The sequence below is a fragment of the Ignavibacteriales bacterium genome, assembly GCA_026390595.1.
GTDB lineage: Bacteria > Bacteroidota > Ignavibacteria > UBA10030 > UBA10030 > UBA9647.
Map to the genome: position 1 here is coordinate 35,350 of JAPLFQ010000025.1, position 26,365 is coordinate 61,714.

The window sequence follows — 26,365 nt, forward strand, 5'->3', positions numbered from 1 at the left end:
AGAAGCACTACAAACTGCCGCAAACCGTTGCTCAAAGTGCGTCTTAAGAAGACCTGATTGTTGTCCATTTGACTTCGCTGATATAGAATGGAGGACAAAGTGAATAAGCTTGTGAAATCAATAGTGGCATTGATCCACCTTCTCAGTGTGGCAATGTTCCTGTTCCTTATGAATGATCAGGCTCAGGCCCAAGGACAGACCAAGTGGCTGCAGATAGGCTCGCTACACAATTGGTATTCGGAAAAAGGCGGGGAATCTGAAGATGGAAATGTGCTCGAGCAGCAATACGGCTTGCGCTGGCCGGCGTTGGTCAACCGCACCGACGGTCAGGCGGCAAAAGGTTTCTGGATCGGTGCCACGAATTTCACCGACAACTCGGGAACCACCTGGAACCCAAAGGTCATTGTGGTCGGACCGCGGTGGAACGGCGACAATGAGTTCTTTCCAAAGAAGTTTGAGCTGTACGCCCAGTTCGATCCGCCACGAGTGTACGTCAACGGCAACCTTTCGATTGCCAACCCTGAGGTCATGAAGGCGGTGATCGATACACTCAAGTCCGACCGTATGATTTATAGCAAGGTGACGACGGTTCTCGGCTTGACGGTCGAACGCAGGATCTATGCGTTCAGCCAACAGTTCCATGATAACTATCACATTATGGATTACACGTTCACCAACACCGGCAATACTGATCTCACGCCCCCTCTTACGGCGAAGACTCTGACGGGAGTAGCGTTCTATTGGCAGTTTCGATATGCTCCCGGTGGGCCCGGTCCGGGGTTTGAGGTGAACAACTCGGCCCGCTGGGGGACCAACTCTATGAATGACGCGCGGGGATATCCCCCTGACACTGCAAACAATCTGATCCAAGAATCGGAGAATGATGTCAGATGCATGTTTACTTGGCTGGGCCTCCACAATGCAGCCAACAAGCCGCAGGCGGTGAGTTCACCAAATGCGGCGACATTTGATAATATTGGCTCACCGATATTCAACACATCGTTCGGTGGAGTTTCGACCTATATCCAGGCAGCAGACACCAACTGGAGACTTGGGGCTGCTCAGATCGCCGGCAACGGGCCGATCTATGCCGACAAATCTTCGACAGACCACACGGATGCTGGTCTCAGTCAGCCATCGACCACAAGCTTCCTGGGCTCGGATGTACCAATGACCTCGAACGCTGACATGCAGTTCGACAAGGCGTCGATGGCAATTCAGTACGCGAAAATGACGGAGGGACACGCTCCACGCCAGGCATGGCTTGTTGATTCTCTTGGGAAATTCGACCAACAGACGGTGATGGGCAATATCGGCTCCGGCGCTCCGGGTGGTTGGTCGCACGGAATGGGATTCGGACCATACACCATTGCACCCGGTCAGAGTGTTAGGGTAGTCTGGGTGGAGGGGGTCAACGGATTGACGTTTGACGAATGCGTGAGCGTTGGTCTGCAGTACAAACTCGGAAGGATCAATACCAAGGCAAAGAACGATTCCGTTCTCAACGGCCGACTTAGATTGTTTGAAACGATGAGACGAGCCGTCGCCAACTTCAACTCCGGATTTAATATCCCGGAGCCTCCTTTTCCACCTGCGACGTTTAACGTGCGCGGCGGCGGAGATCGCATTGCGTTGTCCTGGGATCCCAATCCGAAAGAATCTGCAAACGGATTTGTGGGGTATAGAGTCTATCGGGCGACGGGTCGGGCAGACAGCACATATCGTATGATTTATCAATGTGGCGGTTCGAAACCGACCGGCCCCAACATCAGGTATGATACGACAAAAACATATGCCTTCAGCGACCTCACGGCAATCCGTGGCATTTCATACTACTATTACATCACCTCGTTCGGAAACGCCTTTGCCGGTGATGCAGCCACCCGAACACCCGCAGCACCCGCTGGACTCGAAAGCAGTCTGTTCTATACAAAGACCAATGACCCGGCGACTACTGTCCTTGTTGGGATCAAGAATGAATCTGCAATTCCGACCATGTTCTCGCTTGTCCAGAATTTTCCGAACCCTTTCAATCCAAGCACAACCGTATCCTACTCACTGCCGAAGAGAGCAATCGTTTCAATCCGGATTTTCAACACACTCGGTCAGGAGGTTGCTTTGCTCGTCAATGAACTGAAGGAAGCTGGCACTTATCAACTGGCGTGGAATGCTTCCAACGTCCCCAGCGGCATCTATTTCTATCGCCTGCAGGGGGGTGAATACATGGAAACGAAGAAGATGATATTGTTGAGATAGGTCTTGATGGTGCCTCGGTTTCCCCTCCCGCGGTTATCTGGCACGCGCGGAGGACTTTCGTAAACAAAATGTACTTTTTGTGAAGTAGAAGGCGACCTGGTCTCGCCTCATGGCCAATCTAAGAGGATTACTCACTTGAAAAGATTCTCTACAAATTTGACAATCGCGGTTTGTCTCGGAGTATTCAGTTCGCTTCTTCTAACTCCTTCCCGCCTTGTCTCACAGTGGGCATTGCTCTATCCTGATATTCCTGCTTCCCCGATCAACGACATGTGTTTCCTCAGCGATCGCATCGGATTTGCGGTGAATGCGGCAGGCAGCATTCTTGCCACAACAGACGGCGGGGAAACATGGAAAGTCAGAGCCCACTACCAGCGGGTCGAGCTCAAAGAGATAGCCTTCGTTGACGCACTTCATGGCTTTGTGTTTTCTCCACATAGTTACACCGGCGACAACATCCCATTGGTTTACACGACAGATGGTGGTAGCTCATGGAATTCCACAAATGTGTCTATGACCGACGCGGTGACATTTCATCCCGTTTCGACAACAACGCTGCTAAAAGGGACAACAACAGGAGCGATTCAAACACTGGACAATTTCTATGGGCTCTGGAGGACTACCTACCAGGTGCCTCGATTTTTCGCCGGCGACTACTTCGCACCGTACGGCACTGTGTCGAAATTCTCCGAGCTGAAGAATGGAGCCATTCTTGCCCTGGGAGCCAGCACCATCGCGCGCGGTTCTCATGTGATATCGGATTCGGTTTCCTTCATCCTTCGAAGTGCGGACAAGGGGTCATCGTGGGATACACTTTGGTGCGGCCTCCGCTTCATCATGGGAACTATAGCCTTCGCAGATTCGAATGTCGGATGGATCGGTGGGGAAGAAAACAGAATCTACAAGACGGCTGATGGGGGGCACACGTGGACTTTGCAGTACGCAGAGGCCGACCACGGTTCTATCTCAAGCCTCTTTGCAGTGGATTCAATGACTGCGTATGCAATCACATCGAGAGGTGTGCTCATTCAATCGCGCGATGGGGGGAAGTCCTGGAATCAAACTCTGATCGAGGCGACATCTGATCGACCGCGCAAGGTTTTCTTCCCGACGCCGTGGAAAGGCCTCATTTCAGGTGCACGGCTACGGATCACCTCCGACACCGCGCACACATGGCGGAACGTGAGTCACTCGAGTACCAATCGCGTGTATAGGCTTGCGTTCGTGGATGATCATCGCGGATGGTGTGTCGATGGAACCAGCGGCGAGGTAATGAAGACCACCGATGGGGGCAAGTCGTGGTCTTTGGTATTCGCTCTGGGCAATGAGGTTCTCGGGAGCATTCAGATGCTTGATTCGACCAACGGGTGGATCGCGGGCAGGACGACGATATACAAGACAATAGACGCTTGGGGACACTGGACTTCGATCCCCTTCGGCCCGGATGCCCAATCACTGCGAGGCGTGTATTTCTACAATCGCCAGATTGGGCTTGCGTATGAGGTGCGGTACTCACCAAACAACTTGCCGTTTAATCTCGTGACCGTGGATGGCGGAGCAAGTTGGACACGATTCCCTGCGGGCAACGGAACGCTTCTTTCCTCATTCTTCAAGGTCAAGGCGACAGATCCCGGTCATATTTGGTTTGCCAATTCGCAAGGGCTTTGGCTCTCGCGTGACACTGCAAGAACATGGACACTCGTGTCAAATGTTGGGTCGTTTGATTCAGCGTTCGATGTTTCGGACTCACTCCATGGCTGGATTGCGACTAGCGATCAGAAGAAACTGGCCAGGACATCTGATGGCGGAATGACGTGGGAATACTTTGACAAGCCTTTCGCGTCCCAATCACTCGATCTCGAAATCCTCGGAGCCGACTATTCCGGACATCAACGCGTTCTTGTCTCGGGCTATGACGGCTCTCTCCTGCAATACACGGACACCTTCCCCATGCGTTCTTTAAATACATTCACAAATGCCCCGCTGTTTGATATCACGACATATCGGACCGGGAACACCGTTCATGAGTGGGTGGGGGGGGATGGATTCATCGTTCTTTATCGGCAGGATTTTGTCACCGCCGTGGCTTCAGATCCTGGCAAAGGGATATCCGGGTATTCTCTCTCTCAGAACTTTCCAAATCCGTTTAACCCCACAACAGTGATCAGCTTTCAGTTGTCCGTGTCGGGTATGGTGAGTCTGAGGATCTTCAATCTGCTTGGGCAGGAAGTCGCCATGCTTCTCAACGAACTAAAGTCGCCCGGATTCTATCAAGTAACCTGGAAAGCCGATGTCCCGAGTGGCATCTATTTCTATCGGCTTCAAGCTGTAGATGCTTCGATAGGCTCAGCACGAGGATTTTTGGAGACGAAGAAAATGATTTTGATCAGGTGAGTTTGCCGTGGTACCACCCGCCCATCGACTTTGGCGTAAAAAAGCCGGTTTGCGTAAACGTCAGCTGCAACCGCCTTCGGACCACTGAATATGAAAAAAGTCATGAAACAGTGTCGTCGTATTCTCCCAGTGATCCTTATGCTTGGGTCGTCTATGGCAGTCCCAGCCCAAACGTTAATCAATCCTGGGTTGAAGCTCGGCTATCGCTTTGGTGAGGGGGGAGGCTTTGTTGGCGGCTTTGAGATAAGCATTATGTTTTGGAACGAGAAGGGATATTATGGCTTCGTGCTTGCCGGTGACGGAACTTCGAAAACCCTGGACTACCACTTCGGCGTTGAATACGGTATCGGCTATTTCGGCATCTGCGTTGGACCGGTGGTATCCCATCGATCTGACACCACCACCTACGGATTGAGAGTTACTCCGTACGGAGGATTCATCCTGGTACCATACTACAATTATCAGTTTCTCGTTCGATCAGGGAGCGAGCACGAAGTCGGCACATATTTCAAACTCACCATTCCGAATTCCCAGGGAGGAATGGGCAGGATTGGTGGATAGGGCCTTTTCTCTGTCGGTACTCCACGCTACAGGCATGTCGGTACTTTCCGGACGTTGATGTTGTCCGGATACTTTTCTACTGTCGGGCTATCGGTGTGCAGATCTGAGGTAAATAATCGCAGGTGGATGTTCGCTCAACAAAACTTCAGAGTCGCAATGCGATTTTGCACTCGCTAGGCCCTGCGCTGCCAAGGCAGGGGTTGGTAATACTGTGCCGTCGATGGAAAGGAGATTGAGCACATTGAGATCGATGTCTGTTGCCGTGTTTGTTGCCCTTCTTTGGATCTCAGCCGTCGCACAGCAGGATCCGAAAGTTTTCATTTCAGCAGGCAAGGGACTTTATTCCGCTGCGGGTGCCGCGCTGTGGAGTCACGAGAGCAATGCAAACATCTCAGCCGGTTACAGTCTCACTTCGAACTTGATGGCAGTCGGAAATTTCGACTATGATACATATTCGTTTCACGGGTCTCATTCTTATGACTCCCACAGCGCGGGATACTTCCATATGAGTTCTCTTTTCATCGGCGTGAAATTTAGCAGGCCGACCCCCAGGAGGATCATCTCACCATACATGGAAGGATATGTTGGAGTATCCAGCGCAAAGCCAGCTCAGGACAGTGTTTTCTACTTACATTGGCCGGATATTGTGGTTTCTCGCGGAGTCTCGGGAACGACGGCAACAATCGTTGGTGCTGTGGGTGTTGACCTCTTCATCTTCAGGGGATTCTTCGCATTCGCGGAAGGCCGGATGAGTCAGGGTCTGAACCCAAAGGTTTCCCCCATCGTGCGCATGGTCAGAGCCGGGATCGGAATCGCGTTCTATTAGAACTTACATGAATTGGAAGCGCAACATACAACGAAGCAGCAAACCCCGCGGAGCGGGGCAAGCCGGTGCACGCAACCATCGTCAGTGAGAAAGTTCAATGATTACTCTTCGGCTCAGTCCTCTTTGTTCTGTGACAGGTGCTCTTGCCATCGTTGTTTCCAGTGTGCTCGCTTCCTGCGCGATGCCCAACGATGGTCAGGTGATAAATCCTACGCACTATGCAGCCGAGGTTGTGGAGACTGATGGAAGTGGCCATTGGGTAATCGCGGAAGATGTGGGCGGCGCGCCGATCCCCACGGACGATGGAGTCTTTGTTGTCAAAGAAGGGGGAGCGCTCTTTCGGGTGAGCTATGATGGATCGGTCACAATGCAACTGTACCCAACCATTCAATGGAATTATACCTCCCTCCTGCCAAATGGGAAGAAGATCTTACTTGGCACCGCAACCGCTTCCGCATCGGGGTTGTATCTTATGGATGCTGATGGCAGCAATCTGGTTAAGCTCGGTGTGCCAAACGGATTGTATGTGAACCCAGGAATATCCCCAAATCTCGACGAGATCGTGTTTTACCGTGATCATAGCATCGGGAGGATGAAAATCGATGGCACCAACTTCCAGTACATCTGGAAGGATACAGGTTCAACGTATGCATGGTTCGCTACGTACGTCGACGAAACCCACATCGTATATGAAGTAAGTGACAGGGGCACCAACAAGAACTCGATAAGGGTTTTTAACACGGCGAGTCAGGATGACAAGCTGATGGGAGAACTTTTGTCAGGTTCATTCCCCTTATCTGGCAAGACGGTGGATGGTTCGCACTTCCTGATGAGCGGAATTGATGGGATAAGAATCTTTGATGTCGATAATCTCACTGTCCGCACGGTGGGTCAAGGACGCGACCCTTCCTATTCACCGGACGGTTCACAAATTGTCTTTATTCAGGGGTCAAATGTTGTCACGACGAATGCTGACGGAAGTCACGTGAAGACAATTGCCGTGCTGGACTCAATAAAGTCGCTCAAGTATCCTCAGTTCTCACCGGATGGCAAGCACGTCGTTCTGTGGAGCGTATGGAAAGTAATGTACTGAGCGGACGCAATGGCCCCGAATAACTACTTCGGGGTAAACGTGTTGCCCAAACGCTAGCCGCCGCCAAGTCACAGGAGCACAGAATACCAATGCAGACTAGTCGCTTTCTGACCCTGGCCTTCCTAGTCTCTCTTTGTACCTCATCCTGCAAACACGCCGTGGATCCAGATCCAGAGCTGGGCAGGATAGTACTCAATCAGGGCGTGGACGGCGTCGTATTCAAGGATGATTCAGCTACTGTTGTGCGCAAGCTTGGACGACCGAATAGATGGTGGCGTAACGGCCCAACGAACTTGGTACTGATCTACGATCAGGGACCGCATGCCATGCTCTACATGGACATCGATCTTACGGAGACACCTCATGCAGGATTCTACAGAATGGATTTGATGCCACCGTACGAAGGTAAGACCTCCAACGGAATTGGGCTGGGTTCAACGCGTGAGGAAGCGTGGTCCAAGTTAGGCAAACCAACACTCGCGGAGGAGACTTCGTTCGGTTGGCGTGACACTTACTACTCGGGTGGAGTATTCACCTATTTCGAATATGAAGGTGGCGTAGTTAGCCATGTTAGAATGGATGGGTGGGGGGTTGGCGGCAGCGCCTCACAAACGGCACCATGGATTGTTTACCCCGACAGAACGGCCCGATCAAAATCATCGGGACAATTCGGGGTAATCAACTCGGGGCAAGTGATCCCGACAAATGACATCGATATGAATTTGGGAAAAACATCAGGCGCCATTGCGCGTGCAATCGTAAACCCCGCCAACGGGACTCAGGACGTCGATATATGATTCTCTCCTCACCCAAAATGTTCCGACGCCTTTCACGGATCTGCCGATACCGGTGGATTGGTGTTCTCCTTTTGCTCTGCGTGTTTTCTGCGCTGATCACAGTTTCCGGTCAGACTCAAAGCAATGCTCCACAGATGCCGCATCAACGACATGGAAGAATCCCGGCGTCGAAATCTCCTGCCGAGGAACTTCTCTCTTCAGATGTTAATCCGGCAAGTGTTCGCCCGCATATCACCCGGCAAAACAGGATCGCATTGGCTCACACTACGTCTGATAGCGCGCACATTGATTGGTTCCGGCAGTACGGCTCCCAGGACTGCCCGAGCACCGACAATGCGACTGCCATTGCAGTTGACCGATTCGGAAATGTATTTGTCACCGGATCGAGCAGCTCGATATCCAATGGTTCGGATTACTCAACCATCAAGTATAGTCCGGCTGGGACCCGACTCTGGGTCGCGCGGTACGATGGTGGGCGTGACGACGCCGCTTACGCCCTTGGCGCCGATTCTACCGGGAATGTATACGTGACGGGAACGAGCCGTTCAACGACCGGCGAATACGATTACGTCACGGTGAAGTATTCAACCGATGGAAATCAGGAATGGGCAGTTCGTACGAAGGTCTCATTATCGGATCCATATCGCCCGCCTGCGTTGGAAGTGCTCGGGAGCGGGGGGGTCTATTTGGCAGCTGCACAAGACATGCCAAACGAGGGCCTCTCGAACGCACTGATTGCGAGATATTCCCCGGGTGGAACCCTGGTGTGGTCCGATCAGTATGCCTGGCCGGGAACCAACTCCAATCGCGGGATGAACCTGTGTCTGGACAACGCAGGAAATGTGTGTGTTGCTGGGATGACGGGTGATGCCACAACCAATACTGATTACCTCGTGCTGAAGTACACCGCAACCGGGACGCGCATATGGGAACGACGCTACGACGGGCCGCGTCATGAAGACGACAGGGTCGCGTCAATTGCAGCCGATGCTTCGGGGAATATCTTCGTGACGGGCTCGAGCCAGTTGGGAGGGACTGATCCGAACTGGTCTGATTTCTCAACTCTCAAATACAGCCCGGGCGGAACATTATTGTGGGCGAAGCAGTATAACGGCCCCGCCAACTCCGGGGACATGGCATACGGAATTGCGGTGGACGACGCGGGGAATGCCTGCGTTGTCGGCAGAAGCGATGGACAAAACGGTCGCGGCGATTTCGTGGCACTGAAATACGATGCATCGGGGACCATGGTTTGGCTTGACCGGTACAACGGTGCAGTGAATGACTACGACGAGGCTGATGCAGTGACCCTCGATTCTTCGGGCAATCTGTACGTCACCGGTATGAGCCGCTCGTATGGAACCCGTTACGTGAGTGATGACTATTTCACAATCAAGTACTCGCCTTCCGGAACAAGATTGTGGACTGCCCGCTATGACGGAACCGGCAGTGAATATGATGATGCGACAGCCATCACCGTTGATCGCTCCGGCAATGTGTACGTTACCGGAACGAGTGAGGCTCCGGGTGGGAATGAAGACTACGCGACTCTCAAATACACTTCCGCCGGAACACAAGAATGGGTTGCACGCTACGATGGACCTCGCACCAGCTTCGAACGTCCAAGGGCATTCACAGTGGATGCTGCCGGCAACATGTACATCACCGGGAGCTCGGGTTCGGCGGAAGCCGCCGACTACCTGACTGTGAAATTCAATTCAGAAGGAAGCGTGCAATGGTCTGCCCGCTACAACGGGCCCGGAGATTGGTACGATGGGCCATCGGCGATTAAAGTCGATCCGGCGGGAAATGTCTACGTTACCGGAGAAAGCGATGGCGCCAACTCGGACCGGGACTTCGCCACAATAAAATATGACGCAAGCGGAGCGCAGCAATGGGTTGCGCGGTATGATGGCGGGAGACATGGAAGCGACTGGGCGACATCCCTCGACGTGGACGTTTCTGGAAATGTGTTTGTGGCCGGGCTTTCCGCCCAACCCGATGGGGGGATGGCTCTGCTAACGATCAAATATGATGCTCAGGGCAGAGAACTCTGGGCGATTCGAGGTCCTTCTAATGCCTCCAATGTCGCCGACCTTTCCATCGATGCCTCTGGCAAGATCTATATCATCTCATCGACCACAATGTCGTCCGCCGGAAGGGACTTCCTGGTCGTCAAGTACGATCCAGATGGAACACTTCTGTGGGCGAATTCGTTTGATTGGGGATCCCAAGCATCCGATGCGGCCAATTTTATGGAACTCGACATCCTGGGAAACTGCTACATCGTAGGGACAAGCAGAACCTCCACTACCATGTCCGATGTCGTGACGGCAAAAATAGATCAAGAAGGGCACTTGCTGTGGAGTGCGCGATACGATGGACCATCGACTTCGCCGGGAATTCCATATTCTGACTGGCCCCGCGGACTCGCCGTGGACAACATGCAAAACGTCTACGTCGCAGTCAGCCCGTTCACCCTCCTCAAGTATGATTTCAGAGGAAGGTTGGTATGGGAAAGGCGTTACCCTACATCCGATCCATACGATGGAGTCTCTGCCCTTGCGCTCGACGTCGCCGGGAACATCTATATCACCGGAAGCGTCCCGGCGTTCGGGGGCAACACTCCACTGCTCATCAAGTATGCTCCCGATGGAACTCTGCTATGGGCTCTTGAGCTCGAAGCTGTCGCCCCCTTTGGAGTAGCGCTGACTCCGTCAGGTGGTATCTATCTCGCCGGACAGATTGGAGGCCCCGGTTGGAACATGTACACGTTGATGAAATGCACTCAAACCATGTTCTCATTGAGGATACCTGAAAGCTCCCTGCTCGCTCAGAACTTTCCAAATCCGGTGTCTGCTTCAGCGAATCACAGCACTGCAATCACATTCCAATTGTCGGAACTCAGCAACGTGAGCCTGAAAGTATACGATATACTCGGTAGAGAGATTTCAGAGGTCGTAGGATCGACGCTCTCTCCTGGCAGCTACCTCGCGCAATGGAACGGATCATCGAGACCCAGCGGAGTCTATTTCTACCGGCTTGTGGTGGAGCCTGTCGGCGGAGCGCCTGCGGATCGCATTATTCAGACGAAAAAACTGATGTTGATTCGATAGACTGCAGCGCTATCGTTCCGACGGAATGGATCCCGACCAGGAGTTCGGGCCAGGTCTGGGTAAAAGAACGTGCCTATCGTGGTGCACGGTAGTTTCTTCCAAGGCAACAACATATAACCGAACTCGAGGAACGATGTACAAGACAATCGGCATTCTCTGTTCAATCCTGCTCCTCTGCAGCTGTTCGATGGATGTCACCCGGCCACCGAGCGAATCCAAACGGACATTTGCCTACACCGATCAGATTCAGATCAGCTATGAGGTCCACGGCAGAGGGAACTCCACAATTGTGTTTCTCCACGGGTTTGGCGCATCTGTCGAAACCTGGCGTGACATCCAATCCCGACTGGCCCGGGACAATACATTGTACTTCCTGGACCTGAAAGGATTTGGCCTGTCTTCAAAGCCTGATGATGGCAAGTACTCCATTGATGACGAGGCTGAGATCGTTCTTGCTTTCCTAAAGTCGCAGAACCTTCACGATGTCACTCTTGTGGGCCATTCCTACGGCGGGGCGGTTTGTTTGTTCACGTACTTCAAGGACCGGTCCAGCCATGATGGAGGATCTATCACGCGGCTGGCCTTGATAGATGCCGCTGCGTACGTGCAGAGTTTTCCGTCTTTCATCGGCATTCTCAGGATACCGGTCATAAACTGGATTGTCATGAATCTTGTGCCGGCTCAGTCGAGGGCGAGCTATGTCCTGCATCGTCTCTTTCATGATGACGCCAGACTGTCAGACGAGAAGATCTCAAGACATGCCGCATTCCTCAATCAACCCGGGAGTTTCAACTCCTTTGTTGAGTGCGCAAAGCAGCTGGTTCCGGCAAACCCGGATTCAATTTCTGCTTTGATCAAGACAATCGAAGTGCCAACTTTGATCTTGTGGGGCGCGGACGATCCGGCAATTCCTGTCGAGCAGGCCCGCCGGTTGCATCAGGATATTCGCAGTTCAAGGTTGGTAGTTATTTCTCAATGCGGACACGTTCCGCACGAGGAAGCCCCAGAAGAAAGCCTGAAGGCAATTCTCGATTTCCTGGCGGCCCGGAGTGCAGAGGAGAACTAGTGTTGTGTCTCTGAAGTTGTTTGAAAAAGGGCCGTCATCTATTTGGACTGACCACAATGTCTCCCGGAAGATCCCGGTTCACGTTCTGCTGAACGTCAAATGTGAAAACCTTCTCCGGGTGGGTCAATCGCACGATCTTCACGCTCTTCACTTTGGTGAGTGGACACATCGCCACGTCGCCATACCCGTTGGTACTCTTCTGGCTCGACCAGAAGACCATTCCGAGCTGATTGTCCTTCTTGAACCAGCCAAGAAAAACCACTGAATGACCGAGGCCTGACGTCCATGCGATGTTTGCGAAATCTCCCGGGCGGGCCCGCTCGGGCGTGATCTCCTCGCCCATGCCGGAATACTGCACCAACGCATACTGCGTTCCCCAGCCGTCGTCGTTCCACTTTCCCCAGAACTTGATCTCGTCTTCCCGGCGTCCTCCGTCGGGCTCCTGCATGCGGAGCGATTCGTAGCGGTCATCGGGAATAAGGGACGCGCCGTCGGGGAAGATGAGATTCAATGCCTCGATGAGAACTCCGTAGCTCGAGCCGCTGCAATAGCTCGTCGTCCGGGGCGGACTCAGCAGCGATTTGCCGAAGAGCTTCAGCTCGTAACCAATCGGAGATTCTGTGGGCTTGGCCTTCATACCCGTGAAGTAGCCGCCCCCGTCCATTGCGTGCGCCTGGACAATATCGACCGCTTTGAGAACAAGGAGATTATATCCGTCAACGTACTTTCTGAGGATTGCTTCGTGGTTCGTGTGCTGGTGCAATGAAGGTACATCGGTACTGTCAAGAAACAGCCACGTGCCGTTGTCCGCGGTCGCTCCGCTTTTTGTTTGGCAGAATGACAGTGAGAGGAAGAGAATCGGTGCTGCCAGCGACAAAAGGAGTCGGGTTCTCATTTGGGTTCTCGGGATGTTCGTCGGTGATGAAATGTCTGCGTAGTTCGGTCAATCGTCTTTGAAACAAGGGGCTGTCCCAAATGTAGGTCGCAATGCTATTTCGACCACGTTGAGGATCCTGAAATCTCCGAAACTAAAGAAATCTTGACTTACTCGAAGAGGTCGAAAGTTCTTTTGGGACAGCTCATCTCACAAATATCCAATGGAATGGCCACATTGTCAAACGCCCACGTGCATCGTCATGGATGTGCCCCGATCAGCGTCAGACGAAACGCCCCCTTCACGGAGTCCCCTTTTTTCAACGGGTGATCGTCTGCCGCGTGATGCGGCGCGAAGAATATTTCCCCTCCGCCGGAATTGAAATCGGCGACGAAAAGGGCGACGCGGTTTCCGTCCAGGAATGACCGGACAGAATGTGTGCCATCCGATTTCAAGCCAACGCCATTGCCATCGCTGTCGCGTAGCGATGCCTGCACCACGTTCGATTTCGTCGATCGGAAGTCGGCCGTACCAAGGTCCGTCCGGTCGAATCGCCAATCACCGGTCGGTGCTTCTCTGAACCGGAATTCACCGCCGGTTCGGCGGGCGGATGCAGATCCTTCCGGGCGCCCGATATGATTTTCAGGATACACGGACCACTGTGCGTTCCGCTTCCATGCAATCTGGTCGAATGTCGTCGGTGCGTAGAAGACCATCCCGTACTGTCGCGGGTTGATGTCTTTCGCACAGGCAAACGCATAGCGAACATCAAGCTCGCCGTTGGGGAGGATATGTATCCGATATTCCCCCTCGGCTTCCGCGTACGAACCCTTCACGATCAGCGAAATAGTGTCGAGGTGTTGAGCGACGGAGACCGATGTTGTCTTCCAGGCCGTGCATGTCTCGTTCAACGGCTTTGTTTCGAGGCTGAAATTCGGGGCGCACTCGTTGCACCGCTGCTCAAGTATCATCAAGGTGGGACCGCCGACGAGGATTGTGCGATTGTCGAATTCCGCACTCGTGAGCGCTCCGGTCGATTTGTCGAAGACCAGCGAGAATCGCTTCCCGGTAACCGTCATGGTCTGCCCTGCCGTGTCGAGTTTCATCGCGGTTTCATCGTTGCGCGTGACAACGTGAGGCGATGGGAGATCTCCGACCGCGATGGAATATGAATCGATAACGAAACCGCGCGGGCTGGAAACGTCCACAGACAACGTCATTCCCGGTGCGGGTGGAGTGTTCAGGAACACAGGAAGTATGCCGTCATTGTGCGGCCTGATGTCTGCTGATGCATGCCCCGAATCGGTGCCTATACGCCAGACGATGGATAGCTCGTTGACATTCGTGAAGTCATGACGGTTGCTTACCTGCAGCAAAAGCGGTTCGCCCGCGGCCGGAACCGGAAGCCGTGTGTTGTTGACGCGGATGGGTGAGTAGGTTTTCTTCACATGCCAATATTCCGGTTTTGGCCTTCGCCAGCCGTCGATGATTCCCCACGGTCCGTACCCGACTGTCTTTCCGCCCGGGAGGTAGAAGATGTCGTCGATGCCGGCCCAGATGGCGCCGCCCAGACAGGCGCGCGTGGTGTACATTTTCTCCCACATTCGTGCGAAGCCGATGCCCCAATTGTCCCGGACGCCGGGGTCCGTCAGGACCTCCTGGCGGTTGTAGGTGTTGAGATGGCAGTACTCGCCAAAGAGAACAGGGCGGTCGAATGCTGAAGCGGTTTCGCTCCCTTTCGGTCCGGGGTAGTGAATGTTCGCAATCGGCATGCTCGTGCTGCCATAGTTGTTATACTGCCCAACCGCCTGGTCGTGAAACGTCTTGGGGCGCGTTGGATCGAGGCTGTCAGCAAGCCGCTTGGCTTCGACCCAGTTTGGTCCCCATGCCGATTCGTTGGCGAGAGACCACATCAGGATAGATGGATGGTTGCGATTGAACTCTATAGTTTCCCTGACGGCCTGCAGGATCAGCTCCGAAAATCTGTTCGAGTGGGGGTTCTGCTTGCTCCAAGTTTCATTTGCACCGTGGCCGACCCAGCAGAGCGGCGATTCGAGTTCAACGAAGAGCCCGAGTTCATCGCACTGATCGAGGAATTCCTCGGCCGGCGGATAGTGGGATGTCCGGACGTAATTGATGTTAGCCTCGCGAAAGAGGGCGGCGTCCTGGCGCCAAAGTTCATTCGTCAGGCTCCGGCCCAGAAGCGGATGCGTCTCGTGCCGGTTGACTCCCCGCAGTTTCACAGGCGAGCCGTTCACGAACACCTGGCTGCCGACGACTTCAATCTTTCTGATCCCGAACCGCTTCCGGACGACTTCAACGAACCGGTTGTTATGGCTCATCGTCATCGTCAGGAAGTAGAGACGCGGATGTTCGGGATCCCATTTCTCGGGGTGCTCGATGATCGCGCTGAACTTCTGCCTCGCCAGTCCGCCAGCCCCGATGAGGGGGAGCTTCAGCGTCTTCTGTTTCAGAAGAAGGTTGTTTCCGCGGCCGTTTTCAACAGCGAAGGATACCTCACCTCCTGAAGCGGAGATCGCCGTTGTGTTGGAGATCGTGAATTCTACTTCGAGTTGCGCAGTCTCATACCTCCGGTCAAGATCGGTGTTGATGGACAGGGAAGAGCAGTACACGCGCGGCACAGCGAAGAGCGTCACTTTGCGGGAGATGCCGCCAAACTGATACGCGGCGTACTGCGTGCCGCTCGCGAGCGTGTCGGCAAGAGATTCGTTCATGACGGACACTGCGAGTGTATTCGATCCATCTGCTTTGACGAACGGCGTCACGTCGAGTTCGAATGGGGTAAAGCCGCCGAGGTGCGATCCGGCAGGGTGACCGTTCACCCAGACAGTCGCCTCGCTCTGAATGCCGTCACAGCGAAGTATGATGGTGCGATCCTTCCAACTCCGGGGGACCTCGAATGATCTGATGTACCCCGCCGGTGTTCCCGGAGGCACTGTGAATCCCTGCATGGTCCAATCGCTTGGGACACGAATAGTTGTCCACCCCTGGAGGCTGATGTCTTTCAACATCCAGAACGCGGAAGGGGGAGACGGATTGAACCGCCACGCACCGTTCAGCGAAATCTGTTCAGCTCCCGCTCCCTCGACAATGGAAGGGAGAGGAGTGTAGTGAGCCGGAGTCCGATGGACCGGCTGAGCCATGAGGCCGGGCGATGCGAGAAGCGCGGTACACAAGACGATCAGTTTGAACAATTTCATTCCGGATTGTCCTTCTGACGGGGTATCGATTGTGTGCAATGTAAGCGGAACTGGGCTTGGGAACAAGCGCCGCGCCGCAGGTGGCGAATTATTGCCGGAAAACGAGGAGACGGTTGAACCACTGGGACTTTGGTGGTATCTTAAACAATGCCGTTCAATTCTGCTCTTATCCACTTTGTCCATCTCCTATGACCTCGAACGTTGACGCGCTGGAACGGGATACCATAGGCAGTCTCATTGCCGGCTACTCCATCCCCTCTATTGTCGGCATGCTGGTGTTGGCCTCCTACAATATCGTTGACCGGATATTCGTTGGCAGGGGAGTTGGGACTGACGCCATCTCCGCGATCGCGATCACTTTTCCCATCACCATCGTGATCATGGGGTTTGGCCAACTCATCGGCATGGGTGCGATGGCAGTCGTCTCGATCAGTCTGGGACAGAAGAAAAGAGACGAAGCAGAGAGGGTTCTGGAGAATGCCTTCCTCCTTGTTATTCTCATCAGCCTGACCCTCTCGACACTGATCTATCTGGCTATGGGTCCACTTCTCTCGTTGTTGGGCGGAGTGGGCGAGGTGCACGATCTCGCACTTCTGTACCTGAGCGTCCTGATCTTCGGCATTCCCTTCCAATTCGTCTCCTTTTCGATGAACGGAATCATCAGGGCCGAAGGAAGTCCGAGGATGGCGTTGGTCACGATCCTTATCAGCGGGTTTCTCAACATTATCCTCAACCCCATTTTCATTTTCCTGCTCCATATGGGGATCCGCGGATCGGCTCTCGCCACAGTCCTGTCACAGATCATCGGAGCGGTTTGGGTGCTCGTGTACTTCAGCGGAACAAGGAGTTATTTGAAGCTCAGAAGACTCTCGTTTGACCGGAGTATCGTCTGGCGAATTCTGGCGATCGGGATTTCGCCTCTTATCATGCAGGTGGCAGGAAGCTTCATCACGTTCATCTTCAACAAAACGCTCTTCTCCTTCGGCGGCAATCTTGCGATCGCGGTCATGGGCATTGGGACGAGCTTCATGATGCTGATCGGGATGCCTCTCTATGGCCTCAACCAGGGGCTTCAACCCATCATCGGGTACAACTATGGTGCCAGACACTTCACGCGCGTTCGTGAAGCGCTTCGGAAAGGGATCATCATCGCGACCTCGGTATGCCTGTTTGGGTTCGTCGTGACGATGCTCTTCAGCACTGAGATCATGAGTGTTTTCAACTCGGACGACGCGGAACTGATTCGCATGGGGGCGCGGGCGCTGAAGATCTTCCTCTTCATGCTCCCGCTCGCCGGATTCCAGATCGTCAGTTGGGCCTATTTTCAGGCGGTGGGGAGACCGAAACAATCGTTGATCCTGACGACGACGAAGCAGGTACTGTTTGTTATTCCTCTCGTTCTCATCCTCCCGCACTTCCTGGGACTCGATGGCGTATGGGTGGCGGTGCCCATCGCCGATTTCCTTGCGGCGTGCCTCGCAGCGACCATGCTCTTTCTTGAAGCGCGGCGACTGAGAGATCTCGAGAAAAATCTGATCGTTGAAAGCATCTAACGGTTTGCTTAGAATCCAGATGAAGGAAGAAAGATGAACCGCCAAGGCCGCCAAGAGATTGAGGTTTTGGATGAAGAAGAGTGCTTAATATTTTTTCCGCGTTCCTTTGCGCCCTTTGCGGTTAGTTGTTCAACATCCGGCCACTGTCGGCATGAGCAACGCGAGGAAGATTTTTCTATTGAATGTCTACGGGCTCATCATTATCTTGACGAATGACCCGGCAAGACGCGATGAAGGAATGATGGGGAACAAACACTGAGGAGCGAAATGGAGCAACGAACACTAGGAAAGAACGGCCCACGGGTTTCTGCGCTGGGCCTTGGCTGCATGGGGATGTCGGAATTCTACGGTGCGAGAGACGATCAGGGATCGATTGCGACGATACACGCAGCCATCGAGCTCGGCATAACGTTCTTCGATACGGCCGACATGTACGGCATCGGTCACAATGAACAACTGCTCGGTCAGGCATTCCGGGGGAAGCGGGATGGGCTCTTCATTGCCTCCAAATTCGGCAACGTGCGCGGACCGGATGGAAGCTTCCTCGGAGTGAACGGCAAGCCGGAGTACGTCCGCGCTTCCTGCGAGGCAAGTCTGCGGCGGCTCGGCATCGACACGATCGACCTCTATTATCAACACAGGGTCGATCTTGATACCCCCATCGAAGACACGGTGGGCGCCATGGCACAGTTGAAGAGCGAAGGGAAGATCAGGTTTCTGGGCCTCTCTGAGGCGGGAGCGGCCACGATTCGACGGGCATCAGCGGTCCATACGATTACGGCGCTGCAGACGGAGTATTCGCTCTGGACTCGCGACGTTGAGGCGGAGATTCTTCCGACGTGCCGTGAGCTCGGTATTGGGTTCGTTCCATACTCACCTCTCGGCCGGGGATTCCTGACGGGGAGGTTCAAATCAACTGCCGACATGAGCGAGGATGATTTCCGCAAGAAAGCGCATCCTCGTTTTCAGCCTGAGAATATTGTGAAGAATCTCCAAATCGTGGAAAAAATAGAACAACTGGCCGCTGCCAAGGGGTGTACCCCATCGCAGCTTGCATTGGCTTGGGTCATGGCTCAGGGGAACGACATTGTCCCGATTCCAGGAACGAAAACAGTTCAGTATCTTCGCGAGAATGTTCAGGCCGTCCAGGTCACGCTCACGCCCGAAGAGAATCGGGCAATCGCCGAGGCCATCCCCAAGGGGAGCGCCTCCGGAGAACGGTACGCAGCGGCTCAAATGCAGCGGCTTGGCAGGTAGTCGTTCTCTGCGCTTCTCGTCCGCATGGTACAGCAGCACAATTTCCCATCACAACGCGCCGCAATGTCACGGAAATACATCATAGTAAGCGGAGTGGTCATCCTGGTGCTCCTTCTTCTTCGGATCGCTTCCGGACCGATGAACAAGCTGGAGCAAGGGCTGCTTGATGTGCAGTATCACATGCGTGGACAGGTTCCCGCCGACACGAATATTGTCATCCTGTATTTCGACAACGACGATATTTCATCCCTTGGCGGCTTTCCTCTCAAGCGGAACATCTACGCGCTCCTCATCGATGTTCTCCGGCGGAGCAACGCGAAAGTAATCGCGTTCGACATCCTATTCGGCGAGCCTAACCTGGAATATCCAGAACACGACGAGCTCCTCGCAGCGAAGGCCGCTTCATCAGGAAGAGTTGTGTGCTCCTCGTACTTCGGCCGGGTCGATACAAAGGAGCTTTCCTCACCGACACTGGCGCCCGACCAGTTCCCGGCCCTTGGCAGGATGCCCAGACCCGTTTTCTACGGAGTCCAGCTCCAGCTGCCGTATCGTGAGCTTCTCCAGGCGGCTGCAGGGATCGGGCACCTGAACACGACTGACGGCTCTCCGTCAGAACTTCCCCTGCTCTTCGATGCAAACGGAAGAACAGTGCCGGCATTTGGACTCGAAGTGCTTCGCGTGTTCGCCGCCGTCGACGGTTCGCGCGTCCGTTTGGACGACCACGAGGTCTCATTGCCGGCGAGCGCCGGCGCAATCACAGTCCCGATGAACGGGGATGGCACGACGTCGTTGAATTTCCCCGGACCACTCAACTCCTTCCGGCATTACAGCTGCGTCGACGTGCTCCGATCGTTCTCGGGTGATTCCACAAGCCTGTCCGGATTGCAGGGCAAGATTGTTTTCGTCAGCGTCATCGGCGTGGGGAGGGGGAATTTTGTCGCCACACCGTTCGACACCCAGTTCCCTGCGGTAGGGCTGCACGCGACGCTGATTGACAACGCGCTTCAAGGAAGGTTCCTGAAAAGAGTCTCTCCGATCGTGGGGAAGGTTCTTATCCCTCTTCTTCTTTCGTGCATTCTTATCCTGCTGATTCACCGCTTCGGCTATTTCCGGGGAGGAGTGTTCGGAGTCCTTCTTGCCATACTGTATATCACGTCGGCCCAGCTGGCGTTTGTCGCAGGCCACGTGGTTCTGCCGATCGTATCGCCGGTGATGATGCTGGCTGTCGCGTGGCTGGGTCCTGTCCTCTATGACTACTTCGTCGTCGGAAAACACGTCGCAAGACTGGAGTCGGAGAAGGTGAAGATCGAGAGCAAGCTCCGCGAAGGAGAGCTGAAACTCCAGATGCTGGAGAAGGAGCTGTTCGATCAGAAATCGACGGACAGCTCGCCGCGTTCATCGGAGCTCCTTGATGAAATCAATCGCTACAAGGAGGAGATCAAGACGTTGTCGGCCCAGGTGAGCGACATGGTGGAATTCGAGGCGGTGGAACCAGAACCGTCAAGCGGAGCCTCTGTGTTCGGCGGGATTGTGTATGACAAATCCGGCAAGATGAAGGATGCGGTAGGACTGATCGAGAAAATTTCGGTCAGTGACGCGAACGTGCTGATACTGGGAGAGAGCGGTACCGGCAAAGAGCTCGTAGCAAGGGCGGTTCACGACTTAAGCAGCCGGAAGGGGAAAGTGTTCGTTGCGGTCAATTGCGGGGCGTTGACGGAGACGCTCCTCGAGAGCGAGCTGTTCGGCCATGAGAGGGGTTCGTTCACAGGGGCCGTGAAAGAAAAAATCGGGCGGTTTGAACACGCGAACGGTGGGACGATATTCCTTGATGAGATTGGAGAAACGAGTGAGGCCTTCCAGGTGAAATTGCTGCGCATAGTCCAGAGCGGCGAATTCGAGCGGGTCGGCTCCACCGTCGCGATGAAAACCGATGCCCGGATCATTGCTGCAACGAACAAGAACCTGCGCGATCTCGTCGCCGCGAAACGCTTCCGGGAAGATCTCTACTACAGGTTGAATGTGTTTTCGATCGAGCTCCCGGCGCTCAGGGAACGAAAAGGGGATATCCCGTACCTTGCAGCATATTTTGTGAAGAAGGAAGAAGGTTCGCTGTCGCTTTCCTCAACAGTGATGGACGCGTTCATCCAGTACAGGTGGCCCGGGAATGTCCGCGAGCTCCAGAGCGCGATTACAAGGGCCGGCATTCTCGCGCGGTCCGAACGGCGCACGCTCATACAACTTCGGGATGTGTCGGAAGAGATCGCATCATCCGTAAAGGGACGCGTCGATATCGAAGACCAGATCATCGAGATTCTCAGGTCGAAGAGATTCTCGAGAAGCTCAATCTCAGAAACCGCCGAAGAATTGGGGGGCCTGAACAGGGGGACCGTGGCGGAGTATTTCCGTGGCATCTGTTTCAAGCACTTCTTCGAAAGCAGCTGGAGTGAAGAAAAGGCAATCGACGCCATTGTGAGGGAGGGAGATCCTGAATCCCGGGAGAAGGTCCAGAAGAAACTTCGTGAGTACCTTGCCAACGTGGTTGAAGGAGTTTCGGCGGGGCAGAATTTTGAAGGGCTGCGGCAGTCACTTCGTCCGAAATACAAGAATTTGCCTCAACGGTACCATACAATCCTCGATGAAGTGGTCAGATCGTATCTTGATGGGAGGTGGAGACTGTAATCCGAAATTCATTTCGGAGACGTCAAGAACTACCCGGTGAAAGGTGAAGGCGCTGTTGGTTCCAGGAGGTGAGATGTGAGATGTTCACCCCGGACGAGTCGAAGGGTAATCCGACCTGCACGCCCATTCTGTTCCACCGAGGCAGGCGGGAATTCATTTCGGGAAGACAGGATCCGGAAGCCAGAATTGTAGTCCGAAATTCATTTCGGGAAGACAAGATCCAGAAGTCAGAATCAAGAATGGGAAGCAGCGAGGCGCTTGACGATGCTTTTTTCCATTCAGCCGCAGCAAACCTGTTTCCTTGTAACAATTACACGAATTTCTGCCGGTACGGATATCGTTCCGGCACTTCCTGGGTCAAATTCCCGCACTTCTCCAGCTTCCGGCAATAACCTCGTAAGCCCCCGCAGTTCTTAACCCCTTGTCAATCAATTCGTTGCGACGATGCACAACTCACGTCTCCGCCGGGCAGAACTGGCACAAGAGTTGGATAAGCATATCGCAGGTATTGAACAACGAAATTCACTGGAAATCGCCTGATACGGCAATGTTGACCTCCAAAGACAGAAAATATCTCGAGATGCTGATCGCAAATGATGCGCTGATTGACAGCGACATCATTCCGTTGGATGACGGGGATGCATACTCGTCAGACTACTGCGGGGGATCAACGAAGATTAACGATCGTGGGTATCCGTTGCGTTGGGGGAGAATCATACACAGCGTAGAAAAGTCGGTGGGACTTGAGGAAGTGAGCGCTGACTGTGTGGTTGCGACGGTTACCCGCACGATCGACGGGATCATGAAGATCTCAGCGCCTTATCAGCAAAGCACCCGGATGCGGAATTCGCTTATCTCCAAGCCGTTCAGGGAACACAGCGTGCGAAAAGCCCGGTTCATGCGGATTGGCGAGACCGGATATCCGGCCAGGAATTGGAAGCTGAACGGTGTTTCGATCGTTCACGGTGGAACCGAGACTGCGAATGTTTCGATCAGCGAGTTCGAGCTCCGAACGCAATCTGGTGATATGATTTCTTTGAAATCCCCGGACGAGCCAACGTGGCCGTTCAGAGTTTCCGGGCTAGGGCACTTTGCGACAGTCGGAGGGGAAACCGACCTCGACGTGAGAGTGATGGTCCAGACGAGTGAAGTCGAGCCGAACATGGTCGTTCTTCGTTCTGGATACCGGGGTAAATGGGGACAGCGGACGTTGTTGCCGCTGAAGATCGAGAATCGGATTGGCGACAAGTACATTCACACGTATGAGAACACTGTCCGTGCTCAGCCTCGTCCGGGGGTGTTTCATGCAGTGGTTGAGGCGATCTCACGAGAGTCCTTATGTGATATGGAGGCGCCTGTCTCTACAAGGTTTTGGGGTATCCCGTATACAGTGCAATAAATGTGGCATAGTGGATCCCCACCTGGCTCTCGCTCCGGGGAACAGCGGGAGCCAGTTTTACTTTTAGACTGGCTTTATTGTCGTTTTTGGCAAGAAATAACGAGTGACGTGGGATATTTCGGAATACGGGGGATTTGAGTATATTGTCAATGGATGGTATGGCTTATGCGTAGGTCACGTTTCGTAGTTTTGATTCTTACTGTGCTCTGGTTCGTCGGTTGCCAGGAGAAACTCCCGGTTGAACTGACCACGGATCAGAGTGCGACCGCGTTGGAAGTGAAAGTGCTTCCGGCCATCGATTCCACGTTGATCGTTGATGCCTCCGTCGATACCTCGGGTGTTCTGCAGACCGAAGAGCAGTCGTATCCTGCGACCCTTCTGGTTAACGGGGTGAAGACGGATTTCGGATCGTATCGGAGCACATTCTCGTATTCCAGAGTTCTCCTCAACGACAAGAGACGCCCGATCACGCAGCAGAGTGATCTGCAACTTGCCCAGAGCAGCCAGGGGCAGGCAAAAGTGATCGGTTATCTCGGTCTCGATGTAGGGAATGCGAAGGTCAACTCTGTAGACCTTCCAAAGACCTTCAGGCCTTTGAGGACGTGGTCGAGTGTGTCACCTGGCCAGAACGCAGGGAAGACCTACACGCTCGTCGACCAGGAGAATGTCCCGGTTTCGAACTTCACATACGCACCGGGGCAGCGGTATCGCTTCGCGGCGGATGGAAAGAACCTGGTTTCGTCCTTCAGCAGGGAAATCGTCAGTCCGGACGAAATTACCGTTCTCGAACCGAGAGCTGGTTCGATACTGTTCCGCAACGAAGATCTTCACATGCGCTGGGATGGGAAACGGGGCGGCGAATTGCGCTTGTTGATCAGCTCGTTTGACGCAAAATCCAATTCCCCCGTAAAACCGCTCCTTCAAGTCAGCATCGAGGAAGGATCCAATTCCATCGTCATTCCGGCGAAAGTCCTGAAAAGCGTTCGCGCGAACAGCGACGGTCGGTACCTCTTTTCGTTCATCTCATCGAACAGGGTCACGACCACGGTCCCGGGATATGATGGAGATGTCCTCGTGCAGGCGGCATCCATCCATAACGTCCTTCTCTGGCTGAAGTGAGGATTCGCTCCTCGCTCCGGCTCAACGATCACGATCACACGTAGAACACAAAGGAGATAAAGTCAGAGCTTTGATGTTGTTTCATAACGGCGCCTAGATTCTTGCGTGTTCCCCACAAAGCAAAGATCTTCCAGACTACGCCGGGCATTCATACTTTTTCAATTCGTTACCGTCACTGCCTTCGGGCAGCACCTGACGTCCGCGCGCGGTTCCGCGCTCGGCGCGTTTACGGCGCTCTCGGATGACATAGCGAGTATCGATTGGAATCCTGCCGGCTTGGTGTCTATACGTGATTGGGATCTTACCGCGTCATCGTATGCAGCTTTTCGACGCGATGTTCCTTTGAAAGGGATTTCTCTGTACACGGCCGGGACTGCGAAACGATTCCTGGATGCTCACGTCGTCGCAGCTTCGTATTCGCCGGGAATGAACCTCGATTTCATCGAGCCGAGTTCGTTCTCATTTCAGGGAGACAGCGCAAAGATCGATAACGGGAGGCGCATCAGCTACCGGGAGGAATTTGCGCTTGCCTACGGGTATCAGGTGACGCCCACGGTGGGACTGGGAATCAGCGCGAGGTACAGGGAACAGTACCTCACTGACACAAGGCTTATCACAGAACTTGGAATTCTCGGGCGTATTGAAACCCTCAATTTTTCCGGTAGCGCCTGGAATATTGATGTTGGGTTGAACTGGAAACCAGAGGGAGAGTGGAGTTTCGGCGCGGTTGCGAAGAACCTGTTTCGATTGACCGAAAGCGAACTCCCGCAGGACGTTCTGAAGTATGCTCTGCGAAATGTGAAAACACTTCGGGTAGGAGCGGCATACCAGGCGTCGCAGACCACGGTGTTCGCATTCGATTTCGACACGCAGGCAAGAGGCGGATTCGGTGCGGAGTGGAGGGTGGCGGAACGTTGGGCGCTGCGACAGGGAGTGTTATTCGGTGGTACGTCGTCGCAGTTTGTCGCAGGGTTCTCCGGCGGTGTCGGTTTTTCATACGGTCCGGCAAAGCTCAACCTGAGTTATGTTCAGTTCCTGAAGTCACGGTCACAGCCGTCGGTTCAGGAGTTCGTTGACAGGGGCGTGCAGGACCTGGGCTACAACGCCTTCACGCCGAGCCAGATTCTACTCTCGGCCAATATCTCGCTCGGACGAACGCGCGAAGTCTGGGCGAAGATCGAGTATGTGCAGATACTGAGTGAAGTGTATCCTTCGTCCTACCAGCTGCTCGCGTCCAGGCCGCTGGGCAAGGCGAGGGTCAAGAATATTTCGTCAAAGCCGATCTCGGCAAAAGTCTCGTTCTTCGTCGATCAGTACATGGACGGCCCGACGGAGACGCCGCGGCCCGTATACATAGAGCCGAATGCCGAGGCCGATGTTCCTTTCTATGCGATTTTCAACGACGCAATTCGGTTTGTCCCGTCGATGGTCCTGAGAGCGGCGGAGGTCTTCGTCAAGGCCTCGCCGGCAGAAGACTACGACGACAAGAGCCAGACGCGCGTGATCATCCGGGGTAGGAATGATTGGGACGGAGACGCGCTGACGCTCCGCTACTTTGTGACGCCCGAAGATCCGGACATCATGCGATTCACGCGGTCCGTGATGAGCCAGAACAAGGACACGATGGCTGCGGCGACCAGGCAGCTCGAGAAATTCCGATCGGCCAGGTTGCTGTTTAACGAGTTTGCGACGCGTCTGACATACGTGAACGACCCGAAGGCGAGCAAGGACAGGGTCCAGTTTCCATCGGAAACACTGGTACTGAGGGGCGGCGATTGTGACGACATGACTGTCTGTTTTTCTTCCCTGCTGTCGAGCGTGGGGATCAGCACCGCCTTCATCGATGTGGTGCCGCCGCAGCGGATGGATGAAGCGCACATCTTCATGATGTTTGATACCGGGGTCCCTGCTGCGCAGGCGAAGCTCATAAGCGATAACCCCAAGCGGTATGTGGTCCGGAAGAACGAACGGGGTGAAGAAACTGTCTGGGTGCCCGTTGAGACCACGGCGATCACGGAAGGGTTCCAGCGTGCGTGGGAAGTGGGGGCGAAAGAGTATTTTGATTCTGTCGAGGTCGGACTCGGAGTTGTCCGGGGTTGGGTCCGGCTGGTTGACCTGATGCTTCAATAAAGACCTGAACTGAAAGGATACAAC

Annotated in this window: 16 protein-coding genes; 14 read left to right on the forward strand and 2 right to left on the reverse strand. The window is 54.1% G+C overall.

The genetic code is table 11. The annotated features are described in order from the left end of the window. Positions 1-99: 99 nt before the first annotated feature. The 8 genes from NTU47_14130 to NTU47_14165 all read left to right on the forward strand — a co-directional run bounded on the left by NTU47_14130 (position 100) and on the right by NTU47_14165 (position 12,109). Entirely contained in the window at positions 100-2,256 is a 2,157-nt protein-coding gene (locus NTU47_14130; GenBank protein ID MCX6134946.1) for a T9SS type A sorting domain-containing protein, read from the forward strand. 135 nt (positions 2,257-2,391) lie between these two features. Beyond that, complete coding sequence (locus NTU47_14135) at positions 2,392-4,650, forward strand: YCF48-related protein (protein ID MCX6134947.1); 2,259 nt, start codon at positions 2,392-2,394, stop codon at positions 4,648-4,650. A gap of 90 nt (positions 4,651-4,740) precedes the next feature. Next, complete coding sequence (locus NTU47_14140) at positions 4,741-5,211, forward strand: hypothetical protein (protein MCX6134948.1); 471 nt, start codon at positions 4,741-4,743, stop codon at positions 5,209-5,211. A 232-nt stretch (positions 5,212-5,443) separates the two neighbouring features. Further along, positions 5,444-6,037 carry a hypothetical protein gene (locus NTU47_14145; GenBank protein ID MCX6134949.1) on the forward strand — a complete coding sequence of 198 codons (594 nt, stop codon included), beginning with the start codon at positions 5,444-5,446 and terminating at the stop codon, positions 6,035-6,037. 97 nt (positions 6,038-6,134) lie between these two features. Then, positions 6,135-7,130, forward strand: a complete 996-nt coding sequence (locus NTU47_14150) for a hypothetical protein (protein ID MCX6134950.1) — start codon at positions 6,135-6,137, stop codon at positions 7,128-7,130. A gap of 158 nt (positions 7,131-7,288) precedes the next feature. Beyond that, entirely contained in the window at positions 7,289-7,927 is a 639-nt protein-coding gene (locus tag NTU47_14155) for a hypothetical protein (GenBank protein MCX6134951.1), read from the forward strand. 134 nt (positions 7,928-8,061) lie between these two features. Further along, positions 8,062-11,043 (forward strand): SBBP repeat-containing protein, encoded by a 2,982-nt coding sequence (locus tag NTU47_14160; GenBank protein ID MCX6134952.1) that lies wholly within the window; start codon positions 8,062-8,064, stop codon positions 11,041-11,043. A 133-nt stretch (positions 11,044-11,176) separates the two neighbouring features. Next, positions 11,177-12,109, forward strand: coding sequence for an alpha/beta hydrolase (locus NTU47_14165; protein MCX6134953.1), 933 nt, complete (start codon positions 11,177-11,179; stop codon positions 12,107-12,109). 34 nt (positions 12,110-12,143) lie between these two features. Here NTU47_14165 and NTU47_14170 read toward each other — a convergent pair whose 3' ends face one another. Both NTU47_14170 and NTU47_14175 read right to left on the reverse strand, forming a co-directional pair. After that, the gene (locus tag NTU47_14170; protein MCX6134954.1) at positions 12,144-13,004 is read right to left on the reverse strand and encodes a hypothetical protein; all 861 of its coding nucleotides are present in this window, start codon (positions 13,002-13,004) and stop codon (positions 12,144-12,146) included. 239 nt (positions 13,005-13,243) lie between these two features. After that, positions 13,244-16,204, reverse strand: a complete 2,961-nt coding sequence (locus tag NTU47_14175) for a hypothetical protein (GenBank protein ID MCX6134955.1) — start codon at positions 16,202-16,204, stop codon at positions 13,244-13,246. A gap of 188 nt (positions 16,205-16,392) precedes the next feature. On the opposite strand from NTU47_14175, the gene NTU47_14180 reads away from it, so the two are divergent. The 6 genes from NTU47_14180 (at position 16,393) to NTU47_14205 (ending at position 26,341) form a co-directional block, all read left to right on the forward strand. Continuing rightward, positions 16,393-17,757, forward strand: coding sequence for an MATE family efflux transporter (locus tag NTU47_14180; protein MCX6134956.1), 1,365 nt, complete (start codon positions 16,393-16,395; stop codon positions 17,755-17,757). A gap of 267 nt (positions 17,758-18,024) precedes the next feature. Continuing rightward, positions 18,025-19,014 (forward strand): aldo/keto reductase, encoded by a 990-nt coding sequence (locus NTU47_14185; protein ID MCX6134957.1) that lies wholly within the window; start codon positions 18,025-18,027, stop codon positions 19,012-19,014. Positions 19,015-19,077: 63 nt separating this feature from the next. Further along, positions 19,078-21,693, forward strand: a complete 2,616-nt coding sequence (locus NTU47_14190; GenBank protein MCX6134958.1) for a sigma 54-interacting transcriptional regulator — start codon at positions 19,078-19,080, stop codon at positions 21,691-21,693. 508 nt (positions 21,694-22,201) lie between these two features. Then, a complete protein-coding gene (locus NTU47_14195) occupies positions 22,202-23,092 on the forward strand; it encodes a hypothetical protein (protein MCX6134959.1) in 891 nt (296 codons plus the stop codon). A 165-nt stretch (positions 23,093-23,257) separates the two neighbouring features. Beyond that, on the forward strand, positions 23,258-24,211 hold the full coding sequence (locus NTU47_14200; GenBank protein ID MCX6134960.1) for a hypothetical protein: 954 nt from the start codon (positions 23,258-23,260) through the stop codon (positions 24,209-24,211). A 105-nt stretch (positions 24,212-24,316) separates the two neighbouring features. Then, positions 24,317-26,341: a hypothetical protein gene (locus NTU47_14205; GenBank protein MCX6134961.1), complete on the forward strand. Its 2,025-nt coding sequence runs from the start codon at positions 24,317-24,319 to the stop codon at positions 26,339-26,341. The last annotated feature ends 24 nt before the right edge of the window (positions 26,342-26,365 follow it).

Bases quoted from the DNA above. Each gene is read 5' to 3' on its own strand.
- NTU47_14175 (MCX6134955.1), bottom strand. From the start codon at position 16,204: ATGAAATTGTTCAAACTGATCGTCTTGTGTACCGCGCTTCTCGCATCG.
- NTU47_14185 (MCX6134957.1), top strand. From the start codon at position 18,025: ATGGAGCAACGAACACTAGGAAAGAACGGCCCACGGGTTTCTGCGCTG.
- NTU47_14165 (MCX6134953.1), top strand. From the start codon at position 11,177: ATGTACAAGACAATCGGCATTCTCTGTTCAATCCTGCTCCTCTGCAGC.
- NTU47_14180 (MCX6134956.1), top strand. From the start codon at position 16,393: ATGACCTCGAACGTTGACGCGCTGGAACGGGATACCATAGGCAGTCTC.
- NTU47_14150 (MCX6134950.1), top strand. From the start codon at position 6,135: ATGATTACTCTTCGGCTCAGTCCTCTTTGTTCTGTGACAGGTGCTCTT.
- NTU47_14200 (MCX6134960.1), top strand. From the start codon at position 23,258: ATGCGTAGGTCACGTTTCGTAGTTTTGATTCTTACTGTGCTCTGGTTC.
- NTU47_14140 (MCX6134948.1), top strand. From the start codon at position 4,741: ATGAAAAAAGTCATGAAACAGTGTCGTCGTATTCTCCCAGTGATCCTT.
- NTU47_14190 (MCX6134958.1), top strand. From the start codon at position 19,078: ATGTCACGGAAATACATCATAGTAAGCGGAGTGGTCATCCTGGTGCTC.
- NTU47_14170 (MCX6134954.1), bottom strand. From the start codon at position 13,004: ATGAGAACCCGACTCCTTTTGTCGCTGGCAGCACCGATTCTCTTCCTC.
- NTU47_14160 (MCX6134952.1), top strand. From the start codon at position 8,062: ATGCCGCATCAACGACATGGAAGAATCCCGGCGTCGAAATCTCCTGCC.